Annotated in this window: 14 protein-coding genes; 10 read left to right on the top strand and 4 right to left on the bottom strand. The window is 63.1% G+C overall.

Annotation, left to right across the window (positions count from 1 at the left end):
• Positions 1-216 precede the first annotated feature (216 nt).
• From RFM98_RS22860 to RFM98_RS22850, 3 genes are all read left to right on the top strand, one after another.
• Positions 217-3,048: a type VI secretion system ATPase TssH gene (locus RFM98_RS22860; RefSeq protein WP_320310955.1), complete on the top strand. Its 2,832-nt coding sequence runs from the start codon at positions 217-219 to the stop codon at positions 3,046-3,048.
• Between the two features lie 904 nt (positions 3,049-3,952).
• Positions 3,953-9,646: an autotransporter domain-containing protein gene (locus tag RFM98_RS22855; RefSeq protein ID WP_320310954.1), complete on the top strand. Its 5,694-nt coding sequence runs from the start codon at positions 3,953-3,955 to the stop codon at positions 9,644-9,646.
• Between the two features lie 569 nt (positions 9,647-10,215).
• A complete protein-coding gene (locus RFM98_RS22850) occupies positions 10,216-10,974 on the top strand; it encodes a LuxR C-terminal-related transcriptional regulator (protein WP_320310953.1) in 759 nt (252 codons plus the stop codon).
• Positions 10,975-11,057: 83 nt separating this feature from the next.
• Here RFM98_RS22850 and RFM98_RS22845 read toward each other — a convergent pair whose 3' ends face one another.
• Positions 11,058-12,125 (bottom strand): hypothetical protein, encoded by a 1,068-nt coding sequence (locus RFM98_RS22845; protein WP_320310952.1) that lies wholly within the window; start codon positions 12,123-12,125, stop codon positions 11,058-11,060.
• A gap of 700 nt (positions 12,126-12,825) precedes the next feature.
• Between RFM98_RS22845 and RFM98_RS22840 the strand changes: the two genes are divergently transcribed.
• A complete protein-coding gene (locus RFM98_RS22840; protein WP_320310951.1) occupies positions 12,826-13,413 on the top strand; it encodes a sugar transferase in 588 nt (195 codons plus the stop codon).
• 45 nt (positions 13,414-13,458) lie between these two features.
• Here RFM98_RS22840 and RFM98_RS22835 read toward each other — a convergent pair whose 3' ends face one another.
• Positions 13,459-13,707, bottom strand: coding sequence for a hypothetical protein (locus RFM98_RS22835; RefSeq protein WP_320310950.1), 249 nt, complete (start codon positions 13,705-13,707; stop codon positions 13,459-13,461).
• A gap of 395 nt (positions 13,708-14,102) precedes the next feature.
• On the opposite strand from RFM98_RS22835, the gene RFM98_RS22830 reads away from it, so the two are divergent.
• From RFM98_RS22830 to RFM98_RS22805, 6 genes are all read left to right on the top strand, one after another.
• Complete coding sequence (locus RFM98_RS22830; RefSeq protein WP_320310949.1) at positions 14,103-15,383, top strand: O-antigen ligase family protein; 1,281 nt, start codon at positions 14,103-14,105, stop codon at positions 15,381-15,383.
• A gap of 77 nt (positions 15,384-15,460) precedes the next feature.
• Positions 15,461-16,285: a hypothetical protein gene (locus tag RFM98_RS22825; protein WP_320310948.1), complete on the top strand. Its 825-nt coding sequence runs from the start codon at positions 15,461-15,463 to the stop codon at positions 16,283-16,285.
• 14 nt (positions 16,286-16,299) lie between these two features.
• Positions 16,300-17,322, top strand: coding sequence for a hypothetical protein (locus RFM98_RS22820; RefSeq protein ID WP_320310947.1), 1,023 nt, complete (start codon positions 16,300-16,302; stop codon positions 17,320-17,322).
• A gap of 56 nt (positions 17,323-17,378) precedes the next feature.
• Positions 17,379-18,536, top strand: a complete 1,158-nt coding sequence (locus tag RFM98_RS22815) for an aldolase (protein ID WP_320310946.1) — start codon at positions 17,379-17,381, stop codon at positions 18,534-18,536.
• Entirely contained in the window at positions 18,536-19,528 is a 993-nt protein-coding gene (locus tag RFM98_RS22810) for a nucleotidyltransferase family protein (RefSeq protein WP_320310945.1), read from the top strand. Before RFM98_RS22815 ends, RFM98_RS22810 begins: the two co-directional genes overlap by 1 nt.
• A gap of 92 nt (positions 19,529-19,620) precedes the next feature.
• Positions 19,621-19,863, top strand: a complete 243-nt coding sequence (locus tag RFM98_RS22805; protein ID WP_320311044.1) for a hypothetical protein — start codon at positions 19,621-19,623, stop codon at positions 19,861-19,863.
• A 320-nt stretch (positions 19,864-20,183) separates the two neighbouring features.
• On the opposite strand, the gene RFM98_RS22800 is transcribed toward RFM98_RS22805, so the two are convergent.
• A complete protein-coding gene (locus RFM98_RS22800; protein ID WP_320310944.1) occupies positions 20,184-21,002 on the bottom strand; it encodes a class I SAM-dependent methyltransferase in 819 nt (272 codons plus the stop codon).
• Between the two features lie 95 nt (positions 21,003-21,097).
• Complete coding sequence (locus RFM98_RS22795) at positions 21,098-25,984, bottom strand: metallophosphoesterase (protein ID WP_320310943.1); 4,887 nt, start codon at positions 25,982-25,984, stop codon at positions 21,098-21,100.
• Positions 25,985-26,232: the final 248 nt, after the last annotated feature.

The following is a 26,232-nucleotide window of genomic DNA, read 5'->3' as shown; positions in this document are numbered from 1 at the left end:
CTTCGGCGAAACCCATTGCGCGATTGTCAGACCCGGTATGTGAAATGGCTCGCATAGCCCGGACGGCAATCCAGTGTTTGCTGCCACGAGTTTGCAAGGCTTGTGTAACCGGGCGGTGCCGCCCGAATAAATTCAAACGTCTTATCCGTCGCACCGCTTTGTCAAGCAGCCGCTTATATGGCAGGGTACGGTCGGCAGGTTGCGGGAGCAGGTTCGATGGAACAGCGCCGGTCATCGCAGAGCTTCAAGCGTAAGGAACTGGTCGCCAAGCTTAACGCCACTGGGGTGCGCGCCTTCAAGGCTGCGGCCGACACGGCCAAGCTGCGCGGCAATCCCTACGTCGAGCTCGCCCATTTCATCCAGCAACTGGTGCTGTCCGAGCGCTCGGATGTGCAGATGATCGTCGCCGACGCCGGACTGGATGTCAGCCGGCTGACCGGCGACATGACCCGTGCCATCGACAAGCTGCCTTACGGCGCCACCTCGGTGGAGGAATTCTCCGACCACATCTTCCACGCCATCCAGGAGGGCTGGAACCTGGCGACGCTGGAGTTCGGTGTCGAGGAGGTGCGCAGCGCCCATATCCTGCTTGCCTGCCTGAAGACGCCGGTGCTGGAAGGCCTGGTGTCCAAGATCAGCGCCGAGTTCGACAAGATCGACGCCGATGGCGTCATTTCGCGCTTCGCCGATGTCACCGAAGGCTCGCTCGAAGCCGGCTCGCCTGCTGTCGCTCCTGCCGCCGAGGCGCCGGTGAAGCGTGGTCCGGGCGGGGATTCGGCTTTAGCCAAATACGCCACCGACCTCACCCAGCGCGCCCGCGACGGCAAGATCGATCCAGTGGTCGGCCGCGATCCGGAAATAAGGCAGATCGTCGACATCCTGATGCGGCGCCGGCAAAACAACCCGATCCTGACTGGCGAGGCCGGCGTCGGCAAGACGGCGGCCGTGGAAGGATTTGCCCTGCGCATCGCCCAGGGCGACGTGCCGCCGACGTTGCAGAATGTCAGCGTGCGCATGCTCGATGTCGGGCTTATGCAGGCGGGCGCCAGCGTCAAGGGGGAGTTCGAGAAGCGGCTGAAGACGGTCATCGACGAGGTCCAGGCCTCCGAGGTGCCGATCATCCTGTTCATCGACGAGGCGCATACGCTGATCGGCGCCGGCGGCGCGGCCGGTACCGGCGACGCAGCCAATCTCTTGAAACCGGCATTGGCTCGCGGCGAGCTTCGCACCATCGCCGCAACGACCTGGGCCGAATACAAGCAACATATCGAGAAGGACCCGGCGCTGACACGTCGCTTCCAGGTGGTCAAGATCGACGAGCCCTCGGAAGCGGTGGCCGTGCTGATGCTGCGCGGGGTTGCCGGCGTGCTTGAGCAGCATCACAAGGTGCAGATCCTGGATGAGGCGATCGAGGCGGCGGTCTCGCTTTCGCACCGCTATATCCCGGCCAGGCAATTGCCGGACAAGGCGGTCAGCCTGCTCGACACCGCCTGCGCCCGTGTCGCCGTCTCACAGCATGCGACGCCGGCCGAGGTCGAGGACATTTTACGCCGCCGCCAGGCCTTGGAGGTCGAGCGGGGCATCATCGGCCGCGAGGCGGCGATCGGCATCGAGGTGGCCGATCGGCAGGTCCGCGTAGACACCGGGCTGGCTGAAACCGAGACCGCTTTGGCCGCCGCCCAGACCCGCTGGGACCGGGAAAAGGCGCTGGTGGCCGAAATACTCGACCTGCGCGCCAGATTGCGCGGTGAGGGCGTGCCGCTCGATGAGGCGGCGGCAGAAGAGGCCGCTGCGGAGACGGAGAGCGCGGAGCGCGCAGCAAAGGCGTCCGAGCAAAAGCTGGCCGAGCAAAAACCAGCCGAGGCCAAGGCGGCCGAGGCCAAGAAAGCCAAAGCCTCGAAAGCCAAGGGGGCCAAGGCTGCAAAAGCCGAAACAGCTTCCGCGGAACCCGTGGACGAAGCCGCCGCCGACCTCACGCGGTTGCGCGAACTGATGGCCGAACTCGCCGCCGCGCAAGGCGAGACGCCGCTCATCTTGCCGTCGGTCGACCGCAACGCCGTGGCTGCGGTCGTACAGGACTGGACCGGCATTCCGACGGGGCGGATGCTGTCCAGCCAGACCGAGAAGGCGTTGAAGCTCGCCGCGACGCTGTCCGAACGTGTCGTCGGTCAGGACCATGCGATGGAGATGATCGCCAGGCGCGTTCAGACCAGCCGCGCCGGCCTTGGCGCGCCGGAAAAGCCGGTTGGCGTGTTCCTGCTTTGCGGCCCCTCCGGCGTTGGCAAGACCGAAACTGCGCTGGCGCTTGCCGAGACCCTTTATGGCGGCGAGCAGAACCTGATCTCGATCAACATGTCGGAGTTCCAGGAAGCGCACACCGTCTCGACGCTGAAGGGCGCGCCGCCCGGCTATGTCGGCTACGGCAAGGGCGGCATCCTGACCGAGGCGGTGCGCCGGAAACCCTATTCGGTGATCCTGCTCGACGAAGTCGAGAAGGCGCATCCCGACGTGCACGAAATCTTCTTCCAGGTCTTCGACAAGGGCATGATGGACGACAGCGAAGGCCGCCGGATCGACTTCAAGAACACGCTGATCCTGCTCACCTCGAATGTCGGCTCGGACGTCATCATGAGCCGCACCAAGAACGGCACCGTGCGCACGGGCATCGACGATCTGGATATCGCCTTGCGCGCGCCGCTGCTGAAAGTGTTTCCTGCCGCCTTCCTTGGCCGCGTGGTGACCATTCCCTACTATCCGCTCTCGGACGCGATGATCGAGGCGATCGCCAGGCACCAGTTCGGCAAGATCGCGCGCCGGCTCAGGGCCACTAACGACGCCGAGCTTGTGATTGGCGACGGTGTCATGGACCTGGTCAAGGCGCGCTGCACCGAGATCGAGTCCGGCGGGCGCATGATCGACGCCATCCTCACCAACACGCTGCTGCCGGAACTCAGCCGCGGCGTGCTCAATCGCTCGCTCGAGGGCAAGAAGATGACAAAAGTCATCGTCGACGCGTCGGCGGATGGCTTCACCTACTCGTTCGAATAGAGGCCAGGGAAGCGGGATCGTTGCTTGCCTGGCGTTGGATCAGCCGGCGCTTTCGCCAGCCGGTCCTGCTAGCGCTAGATCCACGCGGAAGCATCCGGATTCTGCTCCTGGGTGCATATTCCAACAGTGCGCAACACCGGGCCTGACCGGTTGGGGCTTAGCACGAGGACTCGCTAAATACGGCACCGGCTGATGAAGAGATATACGCTTCTGCCAATATGACAAAAACACCTCCGTAGCGACGAAGCCGGGAGTAGCGCAACGCAGCTTGGTCTCGCCGGCAGCACAAGTGCCACAATCGCCAGACCGGCCATCACCGAGCCTTTTGCCATTTCCGGTGGACTGTGCGTTCGCTCAGATCTTCGACGCTGCGCTCGATAGGTTCAGTTCGCCCGCCGAGACGCCGCTTCGTGAACATTCGCCGAACCGGCGGGCGCTCGCAGACGATACGCGCAACGGCAGACGTAACGCGCAGAAAAATGCCGAGCGCGCGTACCGGCAACAGGCGTTCTTGGAGCGGCCTAACTCTTTCTATGCAAACATGGAATCGCGGCGCTCGCGCTTTGCTTCCGGTGGGTAGATTCGAGAAAACTGCAAGGAATGCCAAGTAACGGAGCCGCATGACATGGCGTTCGGTTGCCAGCAATTAGCCTAGGTCAAGAAAATCAGAGCCTTTAGTGGGACGCAATCTGCCGCGCGCTCGCTGCAGCAGGGGAAGAGATTTATTGTGCGGGATGCATCAAGGGGAAGGGTATCAGTCGAGCGGACTGTAGACCCTGCGAAAGAAAAACTGGCGGCATTCGCCGTGGGGCGCGGCAATAGCAAGAGGTTAGGGACCGGGTCATTCCTGCTCGCCTGCAGGCTCGCACTGCGCATCAGCCGCGCATTGCTTGGCGCCGCGTCCATGGCCGCGCTCGGGCTGGCACTGGCGACGACGACGCCCTCGCTCGCCCAGGAGTGGACCGGCGCCGTTTCGTCCGACTGGTCCGACGCCGGGAACTGGGCGGGCGGCGTTCCGACCAGCGGCGTCGACGCGTATGTCGACAGGGTCACTCCCAACGCGACGGTGGTCGGTGCAGCCGGCGCGCAAGCGGACCAACTCTACGTCGGCTATTCCGGCACCGGTGAACTGACGATCCGGAACGGCGGCGCGGTCAGCAACATCGACGGGTATCTCGGCTTACACGCCGACTCGACCGGCACCGTGACGGTCGATGGCGTCGGCTCGACGTGGACAAATTCCGGCGATCTCCATGTCGGCCGGGGAGGCACCGGCACGCTGACGATCCAGAACGGCGGCAAGGTCAGCAACACCGGGTACATCGGCACCAACGGCGACTCGACCGGCACCGCGACGGTCGACGGCGACGGCTCGTCCTGGACCAATTCCGGCTTTCTCGCTGTCGGCTGGGTCGGCACCGGCGAGTTGACGATCCGGAACGGCGGCGCGGTCAGCAATGATACCGGCTGGATCGGCGCCTGGGCCGAGTCGACCGGTACCGTGACGGTCGACGGCTCGTCCTGGACCAATTCCGACGATCTCTATGTCGGCACGTGGGGCACCGGCGCGCTGACGATCCAGAACGGCGGCGCGGTCAGCAACATCAACGGGTATCTCGGCTTCCACGCCGACTCGACCGGCACCGCGACGGTCGATGGCGGCGGCTCGACGTGGACCAATTCCGGCGATCTCTATGTCGGCGATTTCGGCACCGGCACGCTGACGATCCAGAACGGGGGCATGGTCTCCGCTTCAAGCATGGAGATTGCCAGCCGGGCCGGCTCGACCGGCACGCTGAACATCGGCGCGGCCTCCGGCCAGCCGGCAGCGGCGCCCGGCACGCTGAACACAGCATCGGTTGCGTTTGGCGCCGGCACCGGCCGCATCGTGTTCAACCACACGGCCTCGAACTACATTTTTGCGCCGACCGTTTCGGGCGCCGGGTCGGTAACGGTCGAGGCCGGCACGACGATCCTGACCGGAAACAATAGCTATACCGGCGGCACCACGATCGCCGGCGGCGCGCTGCAACTCGGCAATGGCGGCACGGCCGGCTCGATCACAGGCGACGTGACCAATGACGGCATTCTGTCGTTCAACCGCTCAGACGCTGTCGCCTTCGGCGGTGCGATCAGCGGCAGGGGGCGTGTGAACAAGGACGGGGCGGGCACGCTGACGCTCGACAACGCCAACACCTATACCGGCGGCACGACGATCAACGCAGGCACGTTGAACATCGGCCACTTGGGGGCGCTCGGAACAGGCGAGGTGACGCTGACCGGCGGCGGCGCGCTCAATTCGACGGTGTCGGGGAGTCTCACCAATGGGGTGAATTTCGCCCCCGGCTCATTCGCCACTGTCTCGGCTTCGACAGGCCGGACGCTGACGTTGGGCGGCCGTGTCAATATGGGATCGGGCGGCGGTGCGACGGTGCATTTCGGCTCAGCCACGAACGCCGGAACGGTCGTGCTGGACCCCGGTGGCGGAGTCATCCATCGCGCCTCATCCATCGCCATCGACGGCGGCACGCTGCGGCTCGGGAGGTACGGCAGCGATTACACACAGGCCGCCGCCGGCACGAGCATTGCATCGGGGGCGACCCTCGACATCAACGGCAATGCCAGCGTGAATCATCTTTCCGGCGCGGGCACCGTTACCAATGACAGCGGCGCAGCGGCGACATTGACGGCGAACTACGCTTCCGCCTCGACCTTCTCCGGCGTGATCAGGGACGGAACCGGTTCGATCGCGCTGACGAAGACAGGTTCCGGCGCCCTGACCTTGAGCGGCGCCAACACCTACACCGGCGGCACGACGATCAACGCAGGCACGTTGAACATCGGCGACATGGGGGCGCTCGGAACAGGCGAGGTGACGCTAACCGGCGGCGGCGCGCTCAATTCGACGGTGTCGGGGGTTCTCACCAATGCGGTGACTTTCGCCACCGGCTCGTCCGCCACTGTCTCGGCTTCGACAGGCCGGACGCTGACGTTGGACGGCTTAGTCCAGATGGGGGGATTGGGCGGCGGTGCGACGGTGCATTTCGGCTCAGCCACGAACACCGGAACGGTCGTGCTGGACCCCAGTGCCGGAGTCATCAGTGGCGCCTCATCCATCGCCATCGACGGCGGCACGCTGCGGTTCGCGGAGATTGGCAGCTTTTTCACACGGAACGCCGCGGGAACGAGCATTGCATCGGGGGCGACCCTCGACATCAACGGCGATGCCGCCGTCAATCGTCTTTCCGGCGCGGGCACCGTTACCAATGACAGCGGCGCAGCGGCGACATTGACGGCGAACTACAATTCCGCCTCGACCTTCTCCGGCGTGATCAGGGACGGAACCGGTTCGATCGCGCTGACGAAGACAGGTTCCGGCGCCCTGACCTTGAGCGGCGCCAACACCTATACCGGCGCCACGACGATCGGGTTCGGCGGGACGCTCCAGATCGGCGACGGCGGCACGTCGGGATCGATCAGCGGATCGAGCCGCGTCGGCATCTCCGGGGGCGCAACCCTGTCGCTCAACCGCCGCGACGATGTCACCTTCGCGAATGTGGTGGTGACGGGCGCCGCCGGCGGCCAATTCAATCTGGATGGCTCCGGCATGACGAGCCTGACGGGATCGAACTCCGTCGGCAACCAGTTCCTCGGAACCGCGAACGTCAATGCCGGCACGCTGCGCGTCGACGGCCGGTTCGGCGACACGGTCGGCAACGCGGCCACCGTCATCGTCAACAGCGGCGGCACGTTGTCGGGGACAGGAACGATTGCCGGCACGGTGACGGTGAACAGCGGCGGCACGCTCGCCGCGGGCCACAGCCCGGGGACGCTCACCATGGGCTCGCTGACGCTCACGGCCGGCTCCATCTCGAATTTCGAGCTCAATGCGCCCGGCGTCGTCGGCGGCGCGAGCAATGATCTCGTCAAGGTCACCGGCAATCTGAGGCTCGACGGCACGCTGAACGTGCAGGGCGCGCCGGTGGCCGGCTATTATCGCCTGTTCAACTATGGCGGTGCGCTCGCCGGGAGCTTCGGGACAGTGAATGCGGCCGGGTTCTCGAACGCCGATGTCCAGACGACCATTCCCAATCAGGTGAACCTTGCGCTGCTCAATGCCGGCCAATACATGCAGTTCTGGGACGGGGCCGACGCGACCGGCAACGGCACGATCGACGGGGGCGGCGGAACCTGGAGCACCGCCGGCACCAATTGGACCGGCCAGCCGGGCCAGGCCGAAATCAACGGAAGCTGGATCGGTTCGGTCGGCGTGTTCGCCGGCGCGGCCGGCGGGGCCGTCGCGGTCGCTGGTGTGCAGAGTTTCGACACGCTGCAATTCTCGACGAACGGCTATGGGCTGAACGGCGGCACGCTCGCCTTCAACCCGGCCACGGGCTCGGCCGCGACGATCCAGGTCGATAACGCCGTGTCGGTCGTCATCGGCTCGACATTGAGCGACGGGGCAACCGGCAACCGTCTGACCAAGACGGGCGGCGGCACGCTCACTCTGACCGGGGCCAACACCTATACCGGCGGGACCACGCTTTCCGGCGGCGTGCTGTCGGTGTCGAGCGACTCCAGCCTCGGCGCTGCTGCCGGTGCGCTGACCTTCGACGGTGGCACATTGCAGGTCACCGGAACCGGCTTCACCTCCACGACGCGCACGATCGACTGGGGCACCAATGGCGGCGGCTTCGACATCGTCGATGCGTCGAACGCCTTCACCTTGAAGCAAACGCTCGGCGCCGGCGGCTCCCTGACGAAGCGCGGCGCCGGCACATTGATCCTGACGGCGGACAACGCCTATACGGGCGGCACGACGATCTCCGGCGGCACGCTGCAACTCGGCGACGGCGGCACGTCCGGGTCGATCGTGGGCAACGTCGTCAACAACGGCACGCTCGCCTTCAACCGCGGTGACACGGTGACCTTCGGCGGCGGCATCTCGGGCAGCGGAGCGGTGCGCCAGATCGGTGTGGGCAAGACCGAGCTCGCCGGCGATTCCAGCGGCTTTTCCGGCACGACCTCGGTCGAGAACGGCATCCTGGCGGTCAATGGCAAGCTCGGTGGGACGCTCGATGTGCGTGCTGGCGGCCGCCTGCAAGGCATTGGCACGGTCGGTGGCACCACGGTGTCGGGCACCATCGCGCCGGGCAACTCGATCGGCACGCTCAACGTCGCGGGCAACGCCGCCTTCAATGCCGGCTCGATCTACGAGGTCGAGGTCGACGCGGCGGGTCAGGCGGACCGGATCGACGCGACCGGCACGGCAACGATCAATGGCGGCACGGTGACCGTGCTGGCGGGGGCCGGCAACTACAAGCCGCAGACCGACTATACGATCCTGAGCGCCGGAGGCGGGGTGAGCGGCACCTTCGCGGGCGTCACCTCGAACCTGGCCTTCCTCGATCCGACGCTCGGCTATGACGCGGGCAATGTCTATCTGAGGCTGAGGCGCAACGACATCACCTTCCATGGGATCGGGCTGACCCTGAACCAGATCGCGACGGGTGCCGGGACGGAAAGCCTCGGCTGGAACAACCCAGTCTATGACGCGGTGGCCAACCTATCGGCGGATCAGGCCCGCACGGCCTTCGACCAACTCTCGGGCGAGATCCACGCCTCGGCGAAGACGGCGCTGATCGAGGACAGCCGCTTCCTGCGCAATGCGGTCAATGACCGCCTGCGCGCGGCCTTCGAGGGTGTCGGCGCGGCGAGCGCCCCGGTGACGGGCTATGCCGACGGCGAACCCGTGCTTGTGCCCGCCACCACCGACCGCTTCGCGGTCTGGAGCCAGGGTTTCGGCTCCTGGGGCCATAGCGACGGCGACGGCAATGCCGCGCGTCTCAACCGCTCGACCGGCGGCGTCTTCATCGGCGCCGACGCTCCGGTGTTCGAGACGTGGCGCTTCGGCGCGGTCGCCGGCTACAGCCGCACCACCTTCAACGTGAGGGATCGCAGGTCATCGGGCACGAGCGACAACTATCATGTCGGCCTCTATGGCGGGACGCAGTGGGGCTCTCTCGCCTTCCGCACGGCCGCGGCCTACACTTGGCATGACATCTCGACGGACCGGACGGTTGTCTTCCCTGGCTTCAGCGACAGCCTGAAGGGCGACTACAACGCCGGCACGGCGCAGGTCTTCGGTGAACTCGGCTACGGCATCCGCGCGGGCAACTTCGCCTTCGAGCCCTTCGCCAACCTCGCTTATGTGAGCCTGCACGCGGATGGCTTCACCGAGCGGGGCGGTGCCGCGGCCCTCACCAGCGCGGCGGCGAACACGGAAGCCACCTTCGCCACGCTCGGCCTGCGCGCCTCCAACAGCCTCACGCTGGGCGGCATCGACGCGACCGCCAAGGGCACGCTCGGCTGGCGGCATGCTTTCGGCGACGTCACACCGCTCTCCACCATGGCCTTCGCGGGCGGCGCGGCGTTCCCCATCGCCGGCGTTCCGATCGCGCGCGATGCGGCCGTCATCGAAGCGGGTCTCGACTTCGCGCTGACCCCCGCCACCATGCTCGGTGTGTCCTACAACGGACAGTTCGCCTCCGGTGTCTCCGACCAGTCCGTTCGGGCGGTCTTCAACATGAAGTTCTGACGTCAGCTCAGCGCGGGGGGCGGCAAACTCAAAAGCCTGCCCCGCCAGATGGAACATTCCCGAACCGGGTTTTCGCAACCGGAGGTCCGCACTCGCACGCCACGGAAGATGGTGGCATAGTGAAGAAGCTTACGTTGAGTGGCAACGCAACAGGGGCGTCGCTGGTCGCCGTTGCGGCCATCATCGGAGTGGATCGACCCGCTACATCCACGCGAAAGCATCCGTATTCTACCCCTGGATGCGTATTCCGAAAAGACAATTATTAGTTGCAATACTTTTGGCTTAAATTAGCCACCTAAGATATAATTAGCAAATTGTTAACCCTGATTAATGCGGGTTCTCCACAACGTCGTAGTATGAACTTGGGTCGCGGGGCGGCTGCCTCATTTGGGCGAAGTAGCCATGTACGCCGGACGTCGGATCGACGTCCCAACATACCCCCGTGGCCTTTGGTGAAACGCATCAGGCTGAGACGCCTTGGATGGGACATTCTGTTGATAAGAAGGGCCTTGCAAAGACAAGGAAGGATAAACAAAGAGCAGAATGGGTGGCGGAGAGGAGTAAGTAGCATGGGGTACTCTCGAATTCCCGATCTTTGGAACGACACAACTGAAACAGTGCATGATGGGTATCTGCCGGATGGCAATGGGGTCGGCCGTCCCGGTTTCGAAGAACAACATACAATCGACGGCCTCGTCGTAATTGTCGACAAACGCGCACTCGAGCGAGAATGCCTCGCGCGCGGCCTGGTCGAACACCATCCGGCCTTCCGTGTCCGGGCGGTGGGATCGCTTGATGAACTCCGGCACATCGCAGACGCGTCGGAACCATCCGTTTTCCTGGTGATCCTCGGCGCCAGGAAAGTCACCGACCAGAGCGTTCGGGCGGACCTCTTGCATTTCGTTGCCGAGGTCGGCGCCGTACCGGTGATCGTGGTGGCCGATTCCGACGAACCGGGAGAGGTTCTGGCGGCTCTTGAAAGTGGCGCTCGCGGCTATATTCCAACAAGCGTGACCGTGAGGGTTGCGGCCGAGGCCACCGGTCTCGCCCGCGCCGGGGGAATCTTCGTACCCGCCAGCTGCATACTGGCGCTTCGCGAAGTTATCCACGCGACTGCAAACAGCGCTCGCCCACTCACCGGCATGTTCACCTCGCGAGAGGCCTCTGTTGTGGAGGCGCTGAGGAAGGGCAAGGCGAACAAGATAATCGCCTATGAGCTCAACCTGTGTGAGAGCACCGTCAAGGTCCATATCCGAAACATAATGAAAAAGCTGAAGGCCACGAACCGCACGGAGGTGGCGTACAAGCTTAGAGAGATGATGCTGTAAAGGGCCGCTTTGCCGGTTTGGTGGCATGACACTCAGAGGGGTCGGCCGCCCCGGCGGGGCCTTTTTCCTGAAAAAGCGGCGCGTCACCGGTCGGCCTTTCCGGCTTTGACGATGAATCCAACGCTGTCGCGCCCCAGCTCCGCGCCGCGATACGCGGCTTCGGCAGCCTTCAGCCCGCCCATCAGCTTGCGAATCGTCGGAGCCGCACCGAGCGCCTCCAGCGGCAGGCCCAATTGCCCGCGGGCAGGCCGCTTCGGCGGCCACACCCTTAGGCCGAAATAGTGAGCGGCGGAGCGATCGATCTCGCCGCTGAATTGCACCAACAGCGCGTTGCGCGAATTCTCGGAAATGCGACCCAGACAGTTAATATCCATTGCCGGCTTGTCCGAAGGCCGCATCGCGGCAACGATCACATCCCATTTGTTGCCGGTCATGATCGACGGGTGCGCAAACATACTCACTCTCGCCCTGCGCTCGCGGAGCGAATGCTCGATGACTGGTCCGCAGGGCGTATCGCTGACAACAGCGATCTCGGCGCCGCGTTGATCGATGCCGGCGTCGTCGAGAAGGACGCAGCATAGCCGCGCGAAATCAGCCAACACGCTTATGGCAGGATGGCCGAGGTTGGGCGCCACTACTTTGATGCCGGCATCGTCGCAGCCCTCGAAGTCCACGACGCCTGGCCTGAGCTCCCACGGCTCAGCCATCAGCGAAATCACCGCACGGGAGGGCAGGAGCTCGGCGAGTGACCGCGAAATCGGCCCGATCTGGAGACAGTTCGCGAGAAGGTCGACGTTCTGCCAATTGCGGCTATCGATTCTGTTCGTCACTTCCACGCGGTCGGACACTTTGGCGTACTTGGCAAATGCCAACGTCGCATAGCCTGCCGTCGGCACGCCCGGGCGTCGTTGGGAGTCCCGGGTGAGGGCTATGACGCGACCGGCGTTGGCCAGCGCGGCGGCTGTTGCGGCTATTGCCCGGTATCCCGTGGCGGCGCCAACGACCACTGTCAGGCCGGTGAGATCGAGATCGAGCAAGGCTATTTGCTCGCGCACGATCGCAAGCGCCTCCTCAACGTCGATCTCGGAAACGGGGCGAGCAGCCGACCTTGCCAGGACCTCAAATGATGACGGCATTGATCTGTACGTCACTTTGCGCGCTCCTCCCGATCGGGCCGGCTTGCTGCAGGCTTGGTCGGTAACCCCATCTCGTGGGATCTCGATATGGGCGCGAAATGCGCATTCGTTCAGGCCTCGAGCACCTTTGCCGGCTTGCCCATTTTCGGCTTGGGTCCGGATTTCCTGAATTGTCTCGGAGAAGGCCTGTATTTTGATGCGGTTTCGACTGGCCCCCAAGACGGATCCAGTTCCAATGTTTCATTTCAGCATTTTCATTGCGCAGCGTAGGGTCGAACTTGCTCGAACTTCTACCACGGCAATCGGATGCGCTTGATACGTCGTTTGGATCGGAAGACTTAGGCCCGCCGCTGTGGCCAGACGTGGCCATCTCCGAATGAATGCGAGCGCCAGGTCCGCTACCGCTATTGTGCTTGCAGGTGAGCCCAGGGGTTGCGCTGCCTCGCCAGCCGATGGGCGAGTGACATGGGGTGTTTTGAAATAAGGCTAAGGGGGTAACCCTCGGCGGTCAGAGTGCTACCTCCTTTGCGGCTCTTGTCCGGGATAACCCGTCGCTGTGAAGTTGTGCGCAGGAACTGAATTTGAACCGCACTCCACTCCAATGGCACTTCTTGGCAAACCCGTGACAGTCAGTGCGTTTGACACAAAACCCCGCAGGCCCGGCGCTCGTGTCGGCCATAACCGTCGTCCGTTGGGCGGCCGTCGCAAGAGGATGATGGACGTCACAGTCGCGCTGGTCGCGCTCGTCCTGGCCGCCCCGGTCATGGTGGTGATCGCCCTTTTGGTCAGGCTGTCCGACCGCGGGCCGGCGGTGTTCTCCCACACCCGTGTCGGTTTCGGTGGCAAACCCTTCGCCTGCTATAAGTTCAGGACCATGGTGGCCAACTCCGGGCAGGTTCTGGTCGACCATCTCGCGAGCAACCCCGAAGCCGCCAGGGAGTGGGAGCAGAACTGGAAGCTCAGGCACGACCCGCGCATCACCTTCCTGGGGCATATCCTCAGGAAGTCGAGCCTGGATGAGCTGCCTCAGCTGATCAACGTGTTGCGCGGGGAGATGAGCTGCGTTGGCCCGCGACCGGTCGTTCCTGACGAGCTGCAACGCTACGGCATCTGCGCGGCCGATTATCTTAAAGCCCGGCCGGGCCTTACCGGCCCGTGGCAGGTGACAGGCAGGGACGCAATGGATTATCCCAGCCGTGTCGCCCTCGACAGCCGCTATGTACGAAACTGGTCCATGTGGACCGATGTCGTCATTCTCGGCCGGACGGTCTTTGCCGTGATGAAATTCGACCAGGCGTCTTGAGCAAGGCATGTTCCGCCGACGGATCCAGATGACTCACTTGAGGGGTCATCGCTCACGGGTCACGGTGCGGCGCCAGACGAGGCCAACGAAGAGGCCGACCAAATAGGCGCATTGCAGCGTTACGACGAGAAGCAGGATCGAAAGCAGGCGATACCGATCAAACCAGCCGTCCGTATCGCCTACGACGGCGCCGGCCACGACGACCACCGCTGTCGCAACGATAAGCGCAGGGGCGCGAACGCGAAATCCCAGCAGGATGCCGATCACGCCAGCTGCGACAAGGCCCCAAAGCACGGCGATCTCCTATGGTGGAAGAATCAGTGTGCTGCACCCCAAGTCTCCCACGTCCGCAACATCGTACCAACGCCCCACTGTGGGCCTTTGATCATTTTTTTGACCACTGTCGTTTGTGGTCCGCGTGGTTCGCGGGAGCCGGGACGCCCTTCGCACAAAAGGCGTAGGGCGACCTGTCCCAATGGCACCCTTCCGCTCATTTTCTTATCCGCCGGCTGAGCCTACGCTGCTTGTTGAATAGGTATGCGGAGTATTCACCCGCCGTGCGGCAGCATGCCTTGAATCGCCCTACGCGATAGCTCCGAGCGCCTGTTTCCCGGCTTCGACAACCCATTCACAGCCGCGCCAAGAAGCAGGAAGTGGCTGCCCTTGGCGGCACAGTCCAAGACCATCCCATGCTGCAAGCAACCATTCTTCTGCTTATCGTTTCGATATGGTTCCCCGGCGCCGCACGAATCGGCGGGACCGATGGCTCGCTTTCCTTCTTGCTGGCTCTGTTCTGCGCCGTGGTAAGCGTGACCTGCTATGGCGATATAGCGAGACGCCTTCATCGGACCGAAGCGGTTCTGGTGACCGCAGTGCTGACGACAGCTGCTCTCATCATCGTCTTTTCGTTGCTGTCGATGCTCTACGCGGGCAATCCGATCAGAACGTTCCGCGCGGTCTTCGCGCAAATATTCGCATTTGCCATCATCCCGGCGGTCGCGGCCATTTCCACCAGGCCGAAGGGTTCCGAGGCGATCGACAGGATCGTCACGGTGATGATCATTATGAGTGTCGTAACGTCCTGCCTTGTATCGATCGGCTTGGGCGACGCGCGGTTCGCGGATAGATCCGAAGGATATTTCAAGCACTCGAACCAGTTGGGCATAGCCCTGTCGGCTGGTCTGCCGCTTGTCGCGGCCATGCTGGTCGCGTCTCGCCGGTACCGAATTCTGCTCCTGGGCTGCCTCCTGGTGGTGCTTCTCGGCTTGGTGAAGTCGGGCTCCAAGACAAACTTCGTTGTCGGCGTGGCCGGTCTGGGCGTTTTCTTCGGGCTGTACAGCGTCTACCTGGTGAGACGGAGACAGGCTCCGGTATCTATCCTTGCGGGGGTGGCTATTGCGCCGGTCCTGCTTGGGACGAGCTTGCTGGCGCTGCGCTCCCTCAATCCGCGGGCTTACGAGCTGCTCTCGACTCAAGCATCCGGAGGCGAGACGCACTCGATGATCTCTCGTTCGCGACTGTGGTCGATATCGATCGATTTGGGCTTGGCGCATCCGTTCATCGGAGTGGGCGCAGGACAGACGGTGGGCGACATAGCCCCCCACAGCCACAACCTCTTCATTGACTACTTCAGAACGCTGGGGGTGCCCGGCGTCGCGTTGATAACGATCATTGTCGTGCTCGTCACGGCATATCTGATCGGCGCCGTCCTGAGCGCGTTGAGCGGCGATGACGCCAGCGAAGAGTCTAGAAAGACGAACGTGATGGTGCTCGGGTCGGCGGTTGCGGTACTGAACTACATTGTCGCAAACCAGATGAGCGACTCCTTCGGTCCATCGACCGCGCCGTTCTTCTGGCTGCCTCTGGCCTTGCTCGTGTTCTACCGCGGGGTGCAGCGATCGACACAGGCCGAGCAGGGTGAGAACAAGGCCCCGTCCTTCAACGCCGCGTTGCAAGTATTCGAATACTGACGACGAGCGATAACGTTGCTTGGTTGCTTGGCGTTTCCAGAGCCATCTTCACCAGCTCAAATCCAATGACTTCGCCTATGGTTCATGACTTGGCAGCGTGCCTGCCGCAACGCGTCGAAGCGTGGGCGTTTCGAACGGACATTCGGTTCGTCGAATTCTTTGGCCTGCCCGGGATCGGCAAGACGACTGCATCGAGCCGGTTGGCCGACAGCTTGCGGCGGTGCGGCCCGCTGATCGGCGAGGTGAAGGTAGCGTGGGGGAGAAGAACATTCATCGGAAGGCAGATAAACAGGGTTGGTATTGTTGTCCCAAGATTGATGGACCGCAGGTTTCGCTCAGTGATCGTGCGAATAGCGCGCTTTGTCATCCAAAGCGGGCAGGAATCTATTCTCGATGCGGTAAGAGTAATCTGGAATTTTTCGGTCTTGGTTGCTTTCATAGAGAATGAAAGATCGAAAAGTTATTCAATTGTCGTGATGGACCAAGGGTTGTTGCAAGGGTTCTGGTCCATCTTGCTCAAGAGCAAGCGTCGAACGACATCCGAGACGTGGCTTGAGATACTGTCGGCCATTGGCATCCACGACATGGTTTTTGTCCATCTGCGGGGCGAAATGGGCCTCGCGCGGGATCGGCTCCTGACGAGGGACGATCGCTCATCGAGGATGCAGAGAGCATCTCCCGGCAGTGGGCCAGATCTGTGGTCCGCGGCGGATTGCGCATGCCGCGAGATGGCGGCCGACCTTGGAAGGGAAATGCGAGCGCAGGATCACGCCGGCGCGCTGGCGATGATCGACGTGGAGAGGTTGGCCACGCCCGAAGTTGTGGCGGAAAGGGCCTTCGAGAAAGTGCTGGCCTGCCTCGACAGGCATCGGCTGGGTGAACTGGCAGATCAACGGGTTTGAACGTGAGCACGAAAATGGATCGCCGTTCGTTCATGGGCCTTGCTGGCCTCTATACCGCATTGGCTCTGTTGCCCGGTCCGTCCAAGGCGCAAGGCGGGCAGGCGCCTGCTCAGCCGGATAGTGGAAGCGGCACGCGGATCGTGCTGAGCGGCGACTATGGCTATGAGAAGAAATCCATTCGCGACCTCGATATCGGAGCGACAATCGATGCCCGCATGGCGTCCTTCACGGTCGCCAACAGCAGAAACAGCAACCCGGATGCAACGACGGGATGCGATGAGGGAGAGCTGGCCATCAATCGCTATCCGGTTGTCGTGGAAAATTGTCCCGGCGTTCGGTTCGTCGGAGGGCGTTTCGACGGCAAGGTGCCGCTAACGTCGGATTGGCAGGACACCTACTGCAACAGCGCGGCTCTTCTTGTCAGGAACGGAACCACCGGTGCGACCATAGAAAGCGTTCGCGTGCGCCGCTGCTGGGACGCCATTCGCATCGGCGAGGGGGCGGGTGGCTTTCGCCTGAAAGGGTGCTGGCTCAGTGAAACACGGGATGATGCGATGGAAAACGACTACCTGCTCGGCGGCATTGTCGAAGACTGCCTCTTCGACGAATGTTTCTCGGGGATCAGCGTGGATCCGGCAAAAAATGCGCGCGACGGGACAGGTCAGGTCGTGCGGATCGATGGATCACTCATCCACATGCACGGCTATCCGGCTAAGGGCGAGGTCACGCATGAGGCGCCGATCAAGGCGACCGAAAAGTCTCCGATGCTGAGGATTACGGGATCGGTCTTTGCGCTGGCTACGGCAAACATGCGCGGCTTTCGCCGCCTTGGACGGACGTGGCACAAGATGATCGAAAGCCGGGACAATGTGTTGCTGTGGCTGCCCGGCGAGTCGATCCCATTTGACCTGCCGCCGCCGCCGTCCGGCTTCCGAGTGCTCACGGGCGCCAGCGCCCGCGAGTATTGGGACAAGGCTCGCCTCAAGTGGATTGCGGCGCATCGGGACGTGGCCCGGTTTTCAGACGAAGCGATGTGAGGCAGGTTGACTTGAACCACCACCGTGCATTGGCCGACCCGAGGGACCCGGGCTCGATGAAGCGGCGCCAGGCAGCCTATCGACATGTGGCGCAAGGCTTGGGCGATTGCAGTCCCACCACGTTTGTGGTCCAGGGTCGGTTGGCGCGCATTGGCGGGCAGAACCTCCTGTTCGGCTCATCCCGCCAAGCCGTCTTCGCCGTCAACGATACAGCTGCCGACATCTGGTGCTCTCTGCAAGACGGCATGTCGCCGGAGGCTATCGCCGTGGAGATTGCTCGCGGCGGCATTGAAAGGCGAGAGGCGGACCGGCACGTCGAGGCAACGCTCGAAGGTTGGGAACGGATGGGCCTGATACGTCCCGGTGCGCCGTTGTCCCGCCCGCCGGCCTACGAACACAGTCAAACCGTCGCTGTCGCCGGGCTTTGCATACGCATCGTCTATCCGGCAGCATTCGCCTTCCCGGCGATCACAGTATTCAGGCATCTCGAGGTCTCAAGCGAGGCTGCCGACATTGTGCTTAGACTGGTCGAGCGAGGGGAACGACTCCACCTCTTCCGCGATGGCGAGTGGATTTTATCCTGTTCGCCCGATGAACTTCCCGTTGTGCTGAAAGGGCAGTTGCTGACCGAAGTCCTCGATCACTGCGCCTATGCGCTCGCGCTTCATGCGGCCGCGCTTTTCAGAAATGAACGCATGGTGCTTCTTTGCGGCGACCCGGGCGCCGGCAAGACGACGCTGACCATGGCGCTTGCCCATGCAGGGTTCGGCTTCGCCGCGGATGATGTGACGCTGCTGGATTCAAGCGGGCATGCGACGGGTCTTCCGTTCGCTCCGGCAGTCAAGGCGGGGGCATGGCCACTTTTGGCCGAACGCTGCCCCGATCTCGATGCTAGTCCAGTCTTTCGCCGGCCGGACCGAAGACGTGTACGCTTTGTGGCGCCCAGGGCGCTTGCGCCAGCGCCAGCTACTGCCGTGCCCGTCGGCTGCGTGGTCCTGCTCCGTCGAGATCGCGGCACGAAAGCTCGCCTGGAGCCGGTCGATCCGGCCAGCGCATTGCGCGGCCTGCTCAACGGCGCGTTCGCCCCCGGCCGGACGCTGAGCTGCAGCGCGTTCGATGCGCTGGTCAGTCTCATCGGATCGGCTGGGTCCTATTACCTGATCTATTCGGGGCTCGACGACGCGGTCGAGCTGCTTGCGAAGGCATGCCCGTGATGCGCAGCGGCAACGCGCTTGAGGCGCTGATCGCCGGACTTCGCGGCTGTCCGGCCGCGGACGCCGACTGGCAGGCAGTGATTGCCCTGGCGAACCACACGCTGCTCACACCCGACTTGTTCTCGTCGCTCGTGCGTGCCGGCCAGATCCAGCGACTGCCGCAGGACGTACGCGTCTATCTCCGGTTTGTTCACGACTGCAACCGGGAACGGAACCTGCGCTTGCGCGCCCAGTTGAGCGAAGCCGTCGCGGCCCTGAACCGGCGCGAGATCGTTCCGCTCCTGCTGAAGGGGGCCATTCCGTTGTTCCTTTCCGTCCCTGAGCACGTCCCTTGCCGGATGACCAGTGACCTCGATCTGGCTGTGGAGCCGGTAGAAGAGGCGACCGCCCATGCATGCCTCGAAGAGCTTGGCTACGCCCCGGTGGCGCGTGGTCGGGGCCTTGCCCGCCGGCAGGATGCTGGAATGCTGGAATTGCGGGCCAGTCAGGCAAACGGGTTCGGCCCGCCCGGTCTCGTCGAAAGAGATGGCCTCCGCGTGAAAATTCCTCCCGTGCATTCGCGAGCCATGCACTGGACGATGCACGATCTCCTCAAGGAGGGGGATTACTGGCGCGGGCGGATTGACCTCAGGCACCTTCGTGATCTGGCGCAATTGGCGGAAAGCGACCACATGGATTGGACGGCCCTGCGGGTAGCCATGTCGGATCGGGGCGCTCGCAATGCGCTCGACACTCAGCTCCTGGCCCTGCACCATTTCTTCGGAACCAGGATCCCGGCAAGCTGCGCGCGGCGCCCTTTGGTCCGCTTTCAGCACTGGAGACGGGTCTTCACGGCGAAACACCCCTTCCTCGGAGCCCCCTTGCGTCTGGCCGGCAATCTGGCATGGGGCGCGCGGAGGTTCTCGCATGCCGAGGGTTTGGCGCGACGTGGTCCGCTCGATATCGGACGTCGCATCGTTCGCATCCTTTTTTACTCTCGCGCAAAAATATAATTAACCCGCGAGAGAAGTCTAAGCCTTTTGGCGTACTGGTGTATTGGGCTGCGGTGTATAGAATAGATTTGCCAGAAACAGGGGGTCACGACATGGCATTGGAAAGTAGAAAATCGGAACGGACATCGGAGATTCTTGTCTCGGAGGCTCAGGCGCGTCGCGACTTTCTCAAGAAGGCAGGGCGTTTCGCGGCGGTGACCCCACCGGCGATTACACTTCTGCTCGGCACGAGCTTGAACTCCCGGGCGATCGCCAAGTCGGGTGGATGGCCGGGCAACGGCTGGGGGGACAAGAACCACATCCATCTCGGCCCTCCCGGCAAGATCGGAAAATAGTGGTTTCGAGAATTTTCCGGCTCTAACCTTTATTTGACAGCATTTGACAGCCCGGGCCGCCCCTTAGCGGCCCGGGCTTTTGTATATTTGAACCGAAGACGGCAGCGGCTCTAAGCGCGTCGCGCTGAACTTGACGCATGTCGTTGTCCCAGGACCGCTGCACACTTCTGGGCGACATGCATTAGAGACAGCGACCGGGCTCCAGTCTACATGAAGCGCCCCGCGTCGCGGCAACTGCTGATCGAGACGAAGGCGTTGCCGGTGAATGCGAACAGCGGGTATCTCGCCTGGGCATCGCATCACTCGCCCGTCGATCAGGCCTACCTGTCGCGCTTTCGCAGAACGAAGCAGAATGACTCCGCCGCCTGCCGTCCAACGGCGTAGAAGGCCAATCGCTGCCAGATTCTCCAGAGGAGATAGGCCGGCACAAGGATCATGAAATAAGATGTTCGCCAATAGGTAAAAGCCTGCTCCACCGCCAGACCGTTCCGCAGGCTGAGCTGCTCTATATCGCGAGGCGTGCAATTGTCATAAAGCGCAGGGAAACCGTCATGACCCTCGGCCTTGTGCGGAAACAGCGCATAGAGCAACCGGCGCTTCAATTCCTGCGGCAAAAGCAGGTTCAGTCTTGCGAATGCAGCGTTGCGGCAGGGCGCAAAAATTGCCGCCCGCCCGCCCGGCTTGAGACAGGATGCTATGGCACGCATCGCGCCGGCCGTGTCGCGCACGTGCTCTAGTGTGGCCTGGCATACAACGAGGTCGCCGTCGCCAGCGCCCCTATACGTGCACAGGTCGGCCACTACCGTCTGATCATAGATCCCGACCGGCGCTGCCTTCAGTTCATCTTCACTGATATCGAGTCCGACGACCGTAAGAGCCAGATCGGATTTCGTCTTGAGCGAGACACTAGGCTGGGAGCCGCCACCGAGATCGTAGACCTTCGATCCGGGCAGCAGCAGCGGTGGGAGCAACTTTTTCTTGAACTCTTGGTGGCCGTCCAGGCGTAGCTGGAGCGGCAACCATTGGTCTAGTGCTTCGGTCCAGTTCGTGTTCCAGCGGACGAACGCCAGGAGAAGGGACCGTCCGCCGTTACCTGATACTTTGGCAGCTTCCGATTGCGGTGCCGATACGCGGTTCATTGCCAACGTTCCTCGGATTCGGTACTCAGGGTCGCTGTTTTTTCGATTTCAGATCTGCAAGCAATTTACTTTGTGAAAGACGCCAGGGCGCTGCCCTAGGCGAGCAGCAGACTGCTCACGAAATTGTCGTTCTGGAACTGCTCGACATGGACGCCGGTGATCGTTATCTGGTCGCCGCCGCCCAGCGTGGCTACTACGTTCGAGCCCTGGTTCGTAGCCACCTGCTGGAACTGGCTGGCATTGTTGATGCCGAAATCCCTGAGATCGAGGACATCGCCGGTGCCGGTACCCGCCACGAAGTTCATGACGATGTCCTGCCCATCTCCCTTGTGGAACACGAACAAATTGTGCTGGTTGCCGGCGACCAGCATGTCGTTGCCGCGCCCGCCGATCAGCGTGTCGTTGCCGCCAAGACCCCACAGATAGTCTGAACCCGTCGTGCCGTTCAGGACATAGCCGCCGTTGACAATGGTCGGCGTGCGCCCTGCGGGAGTCGGGACGAAGTAGGAATCCGTCAGCACGGGGGTTGCGGTTGTCCCGTTGAAGCTGCTCACCTTGTAGAATTCGATCAACATGCCCTGGTCCGTGACCGTCACCAGGTTGGCGCCGACGTCGGGGACGGTCTTGCCGGTGCCGCCAAGGCCGGTGGTTGTGTAGGGAAGAAAGACGCCGTCGCCGTTGTCGTCCCTGTTCTCACGGTAGTAATTGTGTTCATGGCCGGCAAAGACCGCGTTCACACCCCATTGTTCGAACGGCCACTGCATGATGGTGCTGCTGCCAGCCGGATTGTATGGCGTGTGATGGAAGTAGGCCACATCGAAGGACGCGTTGGAATTCGCGAGAAGGTTTTGCATCCAGTGGCCTTGCGTCGAGGTGTAACTACGGCCATCGGGTTCCTGTTTGTTGCTGTTGAGCGCGAAGAAGTGCACCGGCCCGATTTGGAAGTCGTAGTACCGCTCGTTGTCGGGCAGCGTGAAATAGTTCAGGTAGTTGGTGACGTTGCCTTCGTTGTATTCGTGGTTGCCTAGAGTGGGAAAGAAGCGGTTGATGCTGCTGCCGCTCCCGTATGCGCCCTGATAGTTGCCGATATAGTCGTGATATTGCTGGCCGACCGCAGCGTCGAGCACCTGCGGCGCGTAGACGTTGTCGCCCACAGTAAGGATGAAATCGACGTTCCAGGCATGCACCATCGCCGACACCGCCTTTTCGCCGGTGAGATCGGTGTCGCCGTAATCGCCGAAGACCGCGTACCGGTATAACACCTGCGGCGCCGTCGTCGGCACGACGCTGAGGCTATAGTCCTGCCCGGCCGTGCTCCCGTCGGACGAGGTCGCTGTGACGTGCAGGTTGATCGACGGCTCGGTTGCCGCGTTGAGCGTTCCCGTGCCTGAGCGCGTGACGACGCCCGTGTTGGCATCGATGGCGAAGCGAGAGTCGTTGATGCTGTAGGTAACCTTGTCGGTTACATCGGGATCCTTGGCCGACGCTGTGATGTGGATCAGAGTGCCCGCGGCTGCGTTTTGGGTGATCTGGTTGGCGGCGGAGTCGGCATCCTGCGGGTGCTTGAAGCCGACCGGGCCGGTCGTCGGCACGTAGTATTCGATATGCAGCAGCGGGGCGCCGGCGGCGCTGCCGTCGAAGGAATAGGCGCTGCGCGTGCCGCTGCTGCCGCTGACGACGAATGCCATGTCGTTGAGTTGCAAATAGCCCGGCTGAGTGATGATCTCCTGCACGATCGCCGAGAGGTTCGGCGTGCGTTCGGCGAGACCGGCTTCATTGACCACGGTCCAGTCGGGTGGCGTCCACGTCACCGAGGCATTCGTCATCGGGCGCAAGGTGACGTCGTTTATCTCACTCTCGAAAGGGGTGGCTTCGTCGCTTTCGCCTCGGACCAGGAGCGACATTGCGCCGGTGCCGATATTTTGGGCCTGGAACTGGATGTAGGCACTGGTGATGACGGCGTCATAGGGAATATCGACGCTGGTGAAGCGCATCCCGACCGTCTCGACCTTGGCGCCCGAAACGACCATGTCGAGATGGGTGCTGATGAGGTCCATCCCGCCGTTGGGACCTTGCTCAACGTCGTCGGCGCTGGACCCAATTCTTGTCTGGAAGACCGGCCCTGTGTTCACGCTGAGCGTATAGTCCTGCCCGGCGGTGCTCCCGTCGGACGAGGTCGCGGTGACATGGAGGCTGACCGACGGCTCGGTTGCCGCATTGAGCGTGCCTGTGCTCGAACGTGTGATGACGCCGGTGGTGGAATTGATGGCGAAGCGCGGGTCGCTGATGCTGTAGGTGACCGTCGAGCCGGTGTCGGGATCCTTGGCCGACGCCGTGATCCCGACCGCCGTGCCGGCGGCGGCGTTCTGGATAATCTGATTGGCGGTGGTGTCGGCGTCGGGCGGCGTGTTGAAGCCGACCGGCTCCGGGCTGTCGAGGACGGAGAGGGTGAAGGTCTGGTTGGCGGTGCTGCCGTCCGACGAGGTTGCCGTCACCGTCAGGTTGATCGACGATTGGGTCTCGAAATCCAGCGTGCCGGTAGCAGAGCGCGTGATGGCGCCGGTGCTGGAATTGATGGCGAAGCGTGCATCATTGAGGCTGTACGCAACGGTCGAGCCGGCGTCGGGATCCGTGGCCGAGGCGGTGATGCCAATGGCCGTGCCTGCCGCCGCGAGCTCGGCGATCTGGTTGGCGGCGGGGTCGGTGTCGGGCGGCGTGTTGAAAGCCACGGGACTGCCGGCCGGACCAGGCAGCTGATATTCGATGTGCAGCAGCGGTGCGCTGGCCGGATTGTACTCGTAGGAATCGGCCGTGCGCGTGCCGGTGCCGGTGATCAAAAATGCCATGTGGTTGAGCGCCGCCCAGCCGGAGCGGTTGACGATTTCCTGGATGATTGCCGAAAGGTCCGGCGTGCGTTCGGCCAGGCCATGCTCGCCTACGGTGGACCACGGGTCCGGCGTCCAGGCAGTGGATGCCGTCGTCCGGGGGAGCGAGGACACGTTGAATTTGACGTTGGTGAAAGCGCTCGCGTCGTCGACATTATCGCCCTGGATCAGCAGTGACGCCGCGCCCGTCATAACCTCGTTGGCCTGGAACTGGATGTAGGCGTTGGTGATTATGGCGCCCTGGGGGATATTGATCGCAGTGAAACGAAGGCCGTCGACCTGGCTGGTGCTGCCGTCATAACCCAGCTCGAGGTCTGAGACGTTGGTCGACATCGCGCCGGTGCCCTTCTGCTCGACATCGTCGCCGGCGGTCGCCACCCTTGTCTCGAAAGTCACAGGCGTGCTGTTGGTGCTCCCGGTGACGGCAACGCTGAAGGCGTGGGTATCGGTGCTGCCGTCGGATGATGTGGCCGTGACCGTGAAGTTGACCGTCGGCTCGCTCGTCGCGTTGAGCGTGCCAGTGCCCGAGCGGGTGACGACGCCGGTGGTCGAATTGATGGCGAAGCGCGTGTCGCTGATGCTGTAGGCGACGGTCGAGCCGGCGTCGGGATCCTTCGCCGACGCCGTGATCCCGAGCGCCGTACCCGCGGCGGCGCTCTGGGCAATCTGGTTGACGGCGTTGTCCGTGTCCGCCGGGGTATTGAAGGCCACCCGTTCGGGGCTGTCGAGGACGGAGAGGGCGTATGTCTGGTTGGCAGTGCTGCCGTCCGACGAGGTTGCCGTCACGGTCAGGTTGATCGACGATTGGGTCTCGAAATCCAGCGTGCCGGTAGCAGAGCGCGTGATGATGCCGCTGCTGGCGTCGATGGCGAAACGCGTGTCATTGAGACTGTAGGTTACGGTCGAGCCGGCGTCGGGATCGGTGGCCGAGGCGGTGATGCCGATCGCCGTGCCCACCGCCGCGAGCTCGGCGATCTGGTTGGCGCTGGGGTCTGTGTCGGCCGGTGAGTTGAATGCGACCGGACTGCCGGATGCGGGCAGAAGATACTCAACGTGCAGCAGCGGCGCGCTGGCCGGATTGTACTCGTAGGAATCGGCCGTGCGCGTGCCGGTGCCGGTGATCAAAAATGCCATGTGGTTGAGCGCCGCCCAGCCGGAGCGGTTGACGATTTCCTGAATGATCGCCGACAGATCCGGCGTGCGTTCGGCAAGGCCATGCTCGCCTACGGTGGACCACGGGTCCGGCGTCCAGGCAGCGGATGCCGTCGTCCGGGGGAGCGAGGACACGTTGAAGGCGGTGGTGGTGAAGGGATTGGCGTCGTCGGCATTGTCGCCCTGGATCTGCAGCGACGCCGCGCCTGTCATAACCTCATTGGCCTGGAATTGGATGTAGGCGCTGGTGATGATGGCGCCCTTGGGGATGTCCACGCCGGTGAATCGGATGCCGACCGTCTGGCGCGTGGTGCCGTCATAGCCCAGTTCCAGATCGTTGATGTTGCCTGAGATCGTGCCCGAGCCCTTCTCCTCGACGTCGTCGCCGGCCGTCGCCACCCTCGTCTCGAAGATCGGGTCGGCGCCAAGGGCGCTGTTGACGATGAGCGTGGTCGCCGTCGCGGTCGTGCCGGTGCCGGCGGCTCCATCGGGGCTGGTGGCGGTGTGAGCGCTACCTGCTAGGCCCACATGCCACAGGCCGAAATCGTTCGCTGTCCGGGTGTCGAGAACGGGGCCGTTGAGATGAATGCCGATTCTGGCTGCCGCCTCGGCGAGGCCCGTCAGCTTCAATCCGCCATCGCCCGCCCAGGTCGGGGTGATCCCGCGCGTGGAGATGAGATCATCGATCCTGATTGCGGCTTGCTCTGCGCCGTTGCTGTCGCTGCGCGTGCCAGTTTCGGTGTTGTCGTCGTTGCTCGCTTCACCCGTCACGGAAGTTCCCGGCAAGCCGATCGCACCGTGCTCCGCGACGTTCCGATCGCCGGTTCCAGCCGGCGAGTGGTCATCGATCAAATATTGGCCCTTCAGGAGGGACAGCGAGTCGAACTCCGCCGTGACCGGTCCCAAGGTATTGCCGCTGTCGGGAATCCGAGGTGGTTTGGACATATCAGATCTCCTTTGCCGCTTGTTTCCGGGCTTGGGCCTCGACAGGACCGGAGGTGAACGTCGCAGCCCGCTCCGGCTCGTCGCAATTCGACGGCGTCGAATTCACAGAGCGAAGGGCCGCATTGCTTGGTCGAAGACGACCGGCTTGGACTGCTTGCTGTTTCGCCTGCGTGCGTGCGGGCTCGAAGTTGCCCGCGAAAGTCGTGCCCGGCCGGTCGGTTACCCCTCGAGCCAAGCCGCTGGTCGGC

The sequence above is a fragment of the Mesorhizobium australafricanum genome, assembly GCF_033977265.1.
In the GTDB taxonomy this organism is placed as follows: Bacteria; Pseudomonadota; Alphaproteobacteria; order Rhizobiales; family Rhizobiaceae; genus Mesorhizobium; species Mesorhizobium australafricanum.
Note: the sequence above shows the minus strand (reverse complement) of the source record. Positions and strands in the feature narration are given on the sequence as shown.

Excerpts from the sequence above, each read along its gene's own strand:
- RFM98_RS22820 (WP_320310947.1), top strand. The coding sequence starts at position 16,300 with ATGGATCGCCGTTCGTTCATGGGCCTTGCTGGCCTCTATACCGCATTG.
- RFM98_RS22850 (WP_320310953.1), top strand. The coding sequence starts at position 10,216 with ATGGGGTACTCTCGAATTCCCGATCTTTGGAACGACACAACTGAAACA.
- RFM98_RS22840 (WP_320310951.1), top strand. The coding sequence starts at position 12,826 with ATGGACGTCACAGTCGCGCTGGTCGCGCTCGTCCTGGCCGCCCCGGTC.
- RFM98_RS22805 (WP_320311044.1), top strand. The coding sequence starts at position 19,621 with ATGGCATTGGAAAGTAGAAAATCGGAACGGACATCGGAGATTCTTGTC.
- RFM98_RS22815 (WP_320310946.1), top strand. The coding sequence starts at position 17,379 with ATGAAGCGGCGCCAGGCAGCCTATCGACATGTGGCGCAAGGCTTGGGC.
- RFM98_RS22800 (WP_320310944.1), bottom strand. The coding sequence starts at position 21,002 with ATGAACCGCGTATCGGCACCGCAATCGGAAGCTGCCAAAGTATCAGGT.
- RFM98_RS22855 (WP_320310954.1), top strand. The coding sequence starts at position 3,953 with ATGGCCGCGCTCGGGCTGGCACTGGCGACGACGACGCCCTCGCTCGCC.
- RFM98_RS22830 (WP_320310949.1), top strand. The coding sequence starts at position 14,103 with ATGCTGCAAGCAACCATTCTTCTGCTTATCGTTTCGATATGGTTCCCC.
- RFM98_RS22795 (WP_320310943.1), bottom strand. The coding sequence starts at position 25,984 with ATGTCCAAACCACCTCGGATTCCCGACAGCGGCAATACCTTGGGACCG.
- RFM98_RS22825 (WP_320310948.1), top strand. The coding sequence starts at position 15,461 with ATGGTTCATGACTTGGCAGCGTGCCTGCCGCAACGCGTCGAAGCGTGG.
- RFM98_RS22860 (WP_320310955.1), top strand. The coding sequence starts at position 217 with ATGGAACAGCGCCGGTCATCGCAGAGCTTCAAGCGTAAGGAACTGGTC.
- RFM98_RS22810 (WP_320310945.1), top strand. The coding sequence starts at position 18,536 with ATGCGCAGCGGCAACGCGCTTGAGGCGCTGATCGCCGGACTTCGCGGC.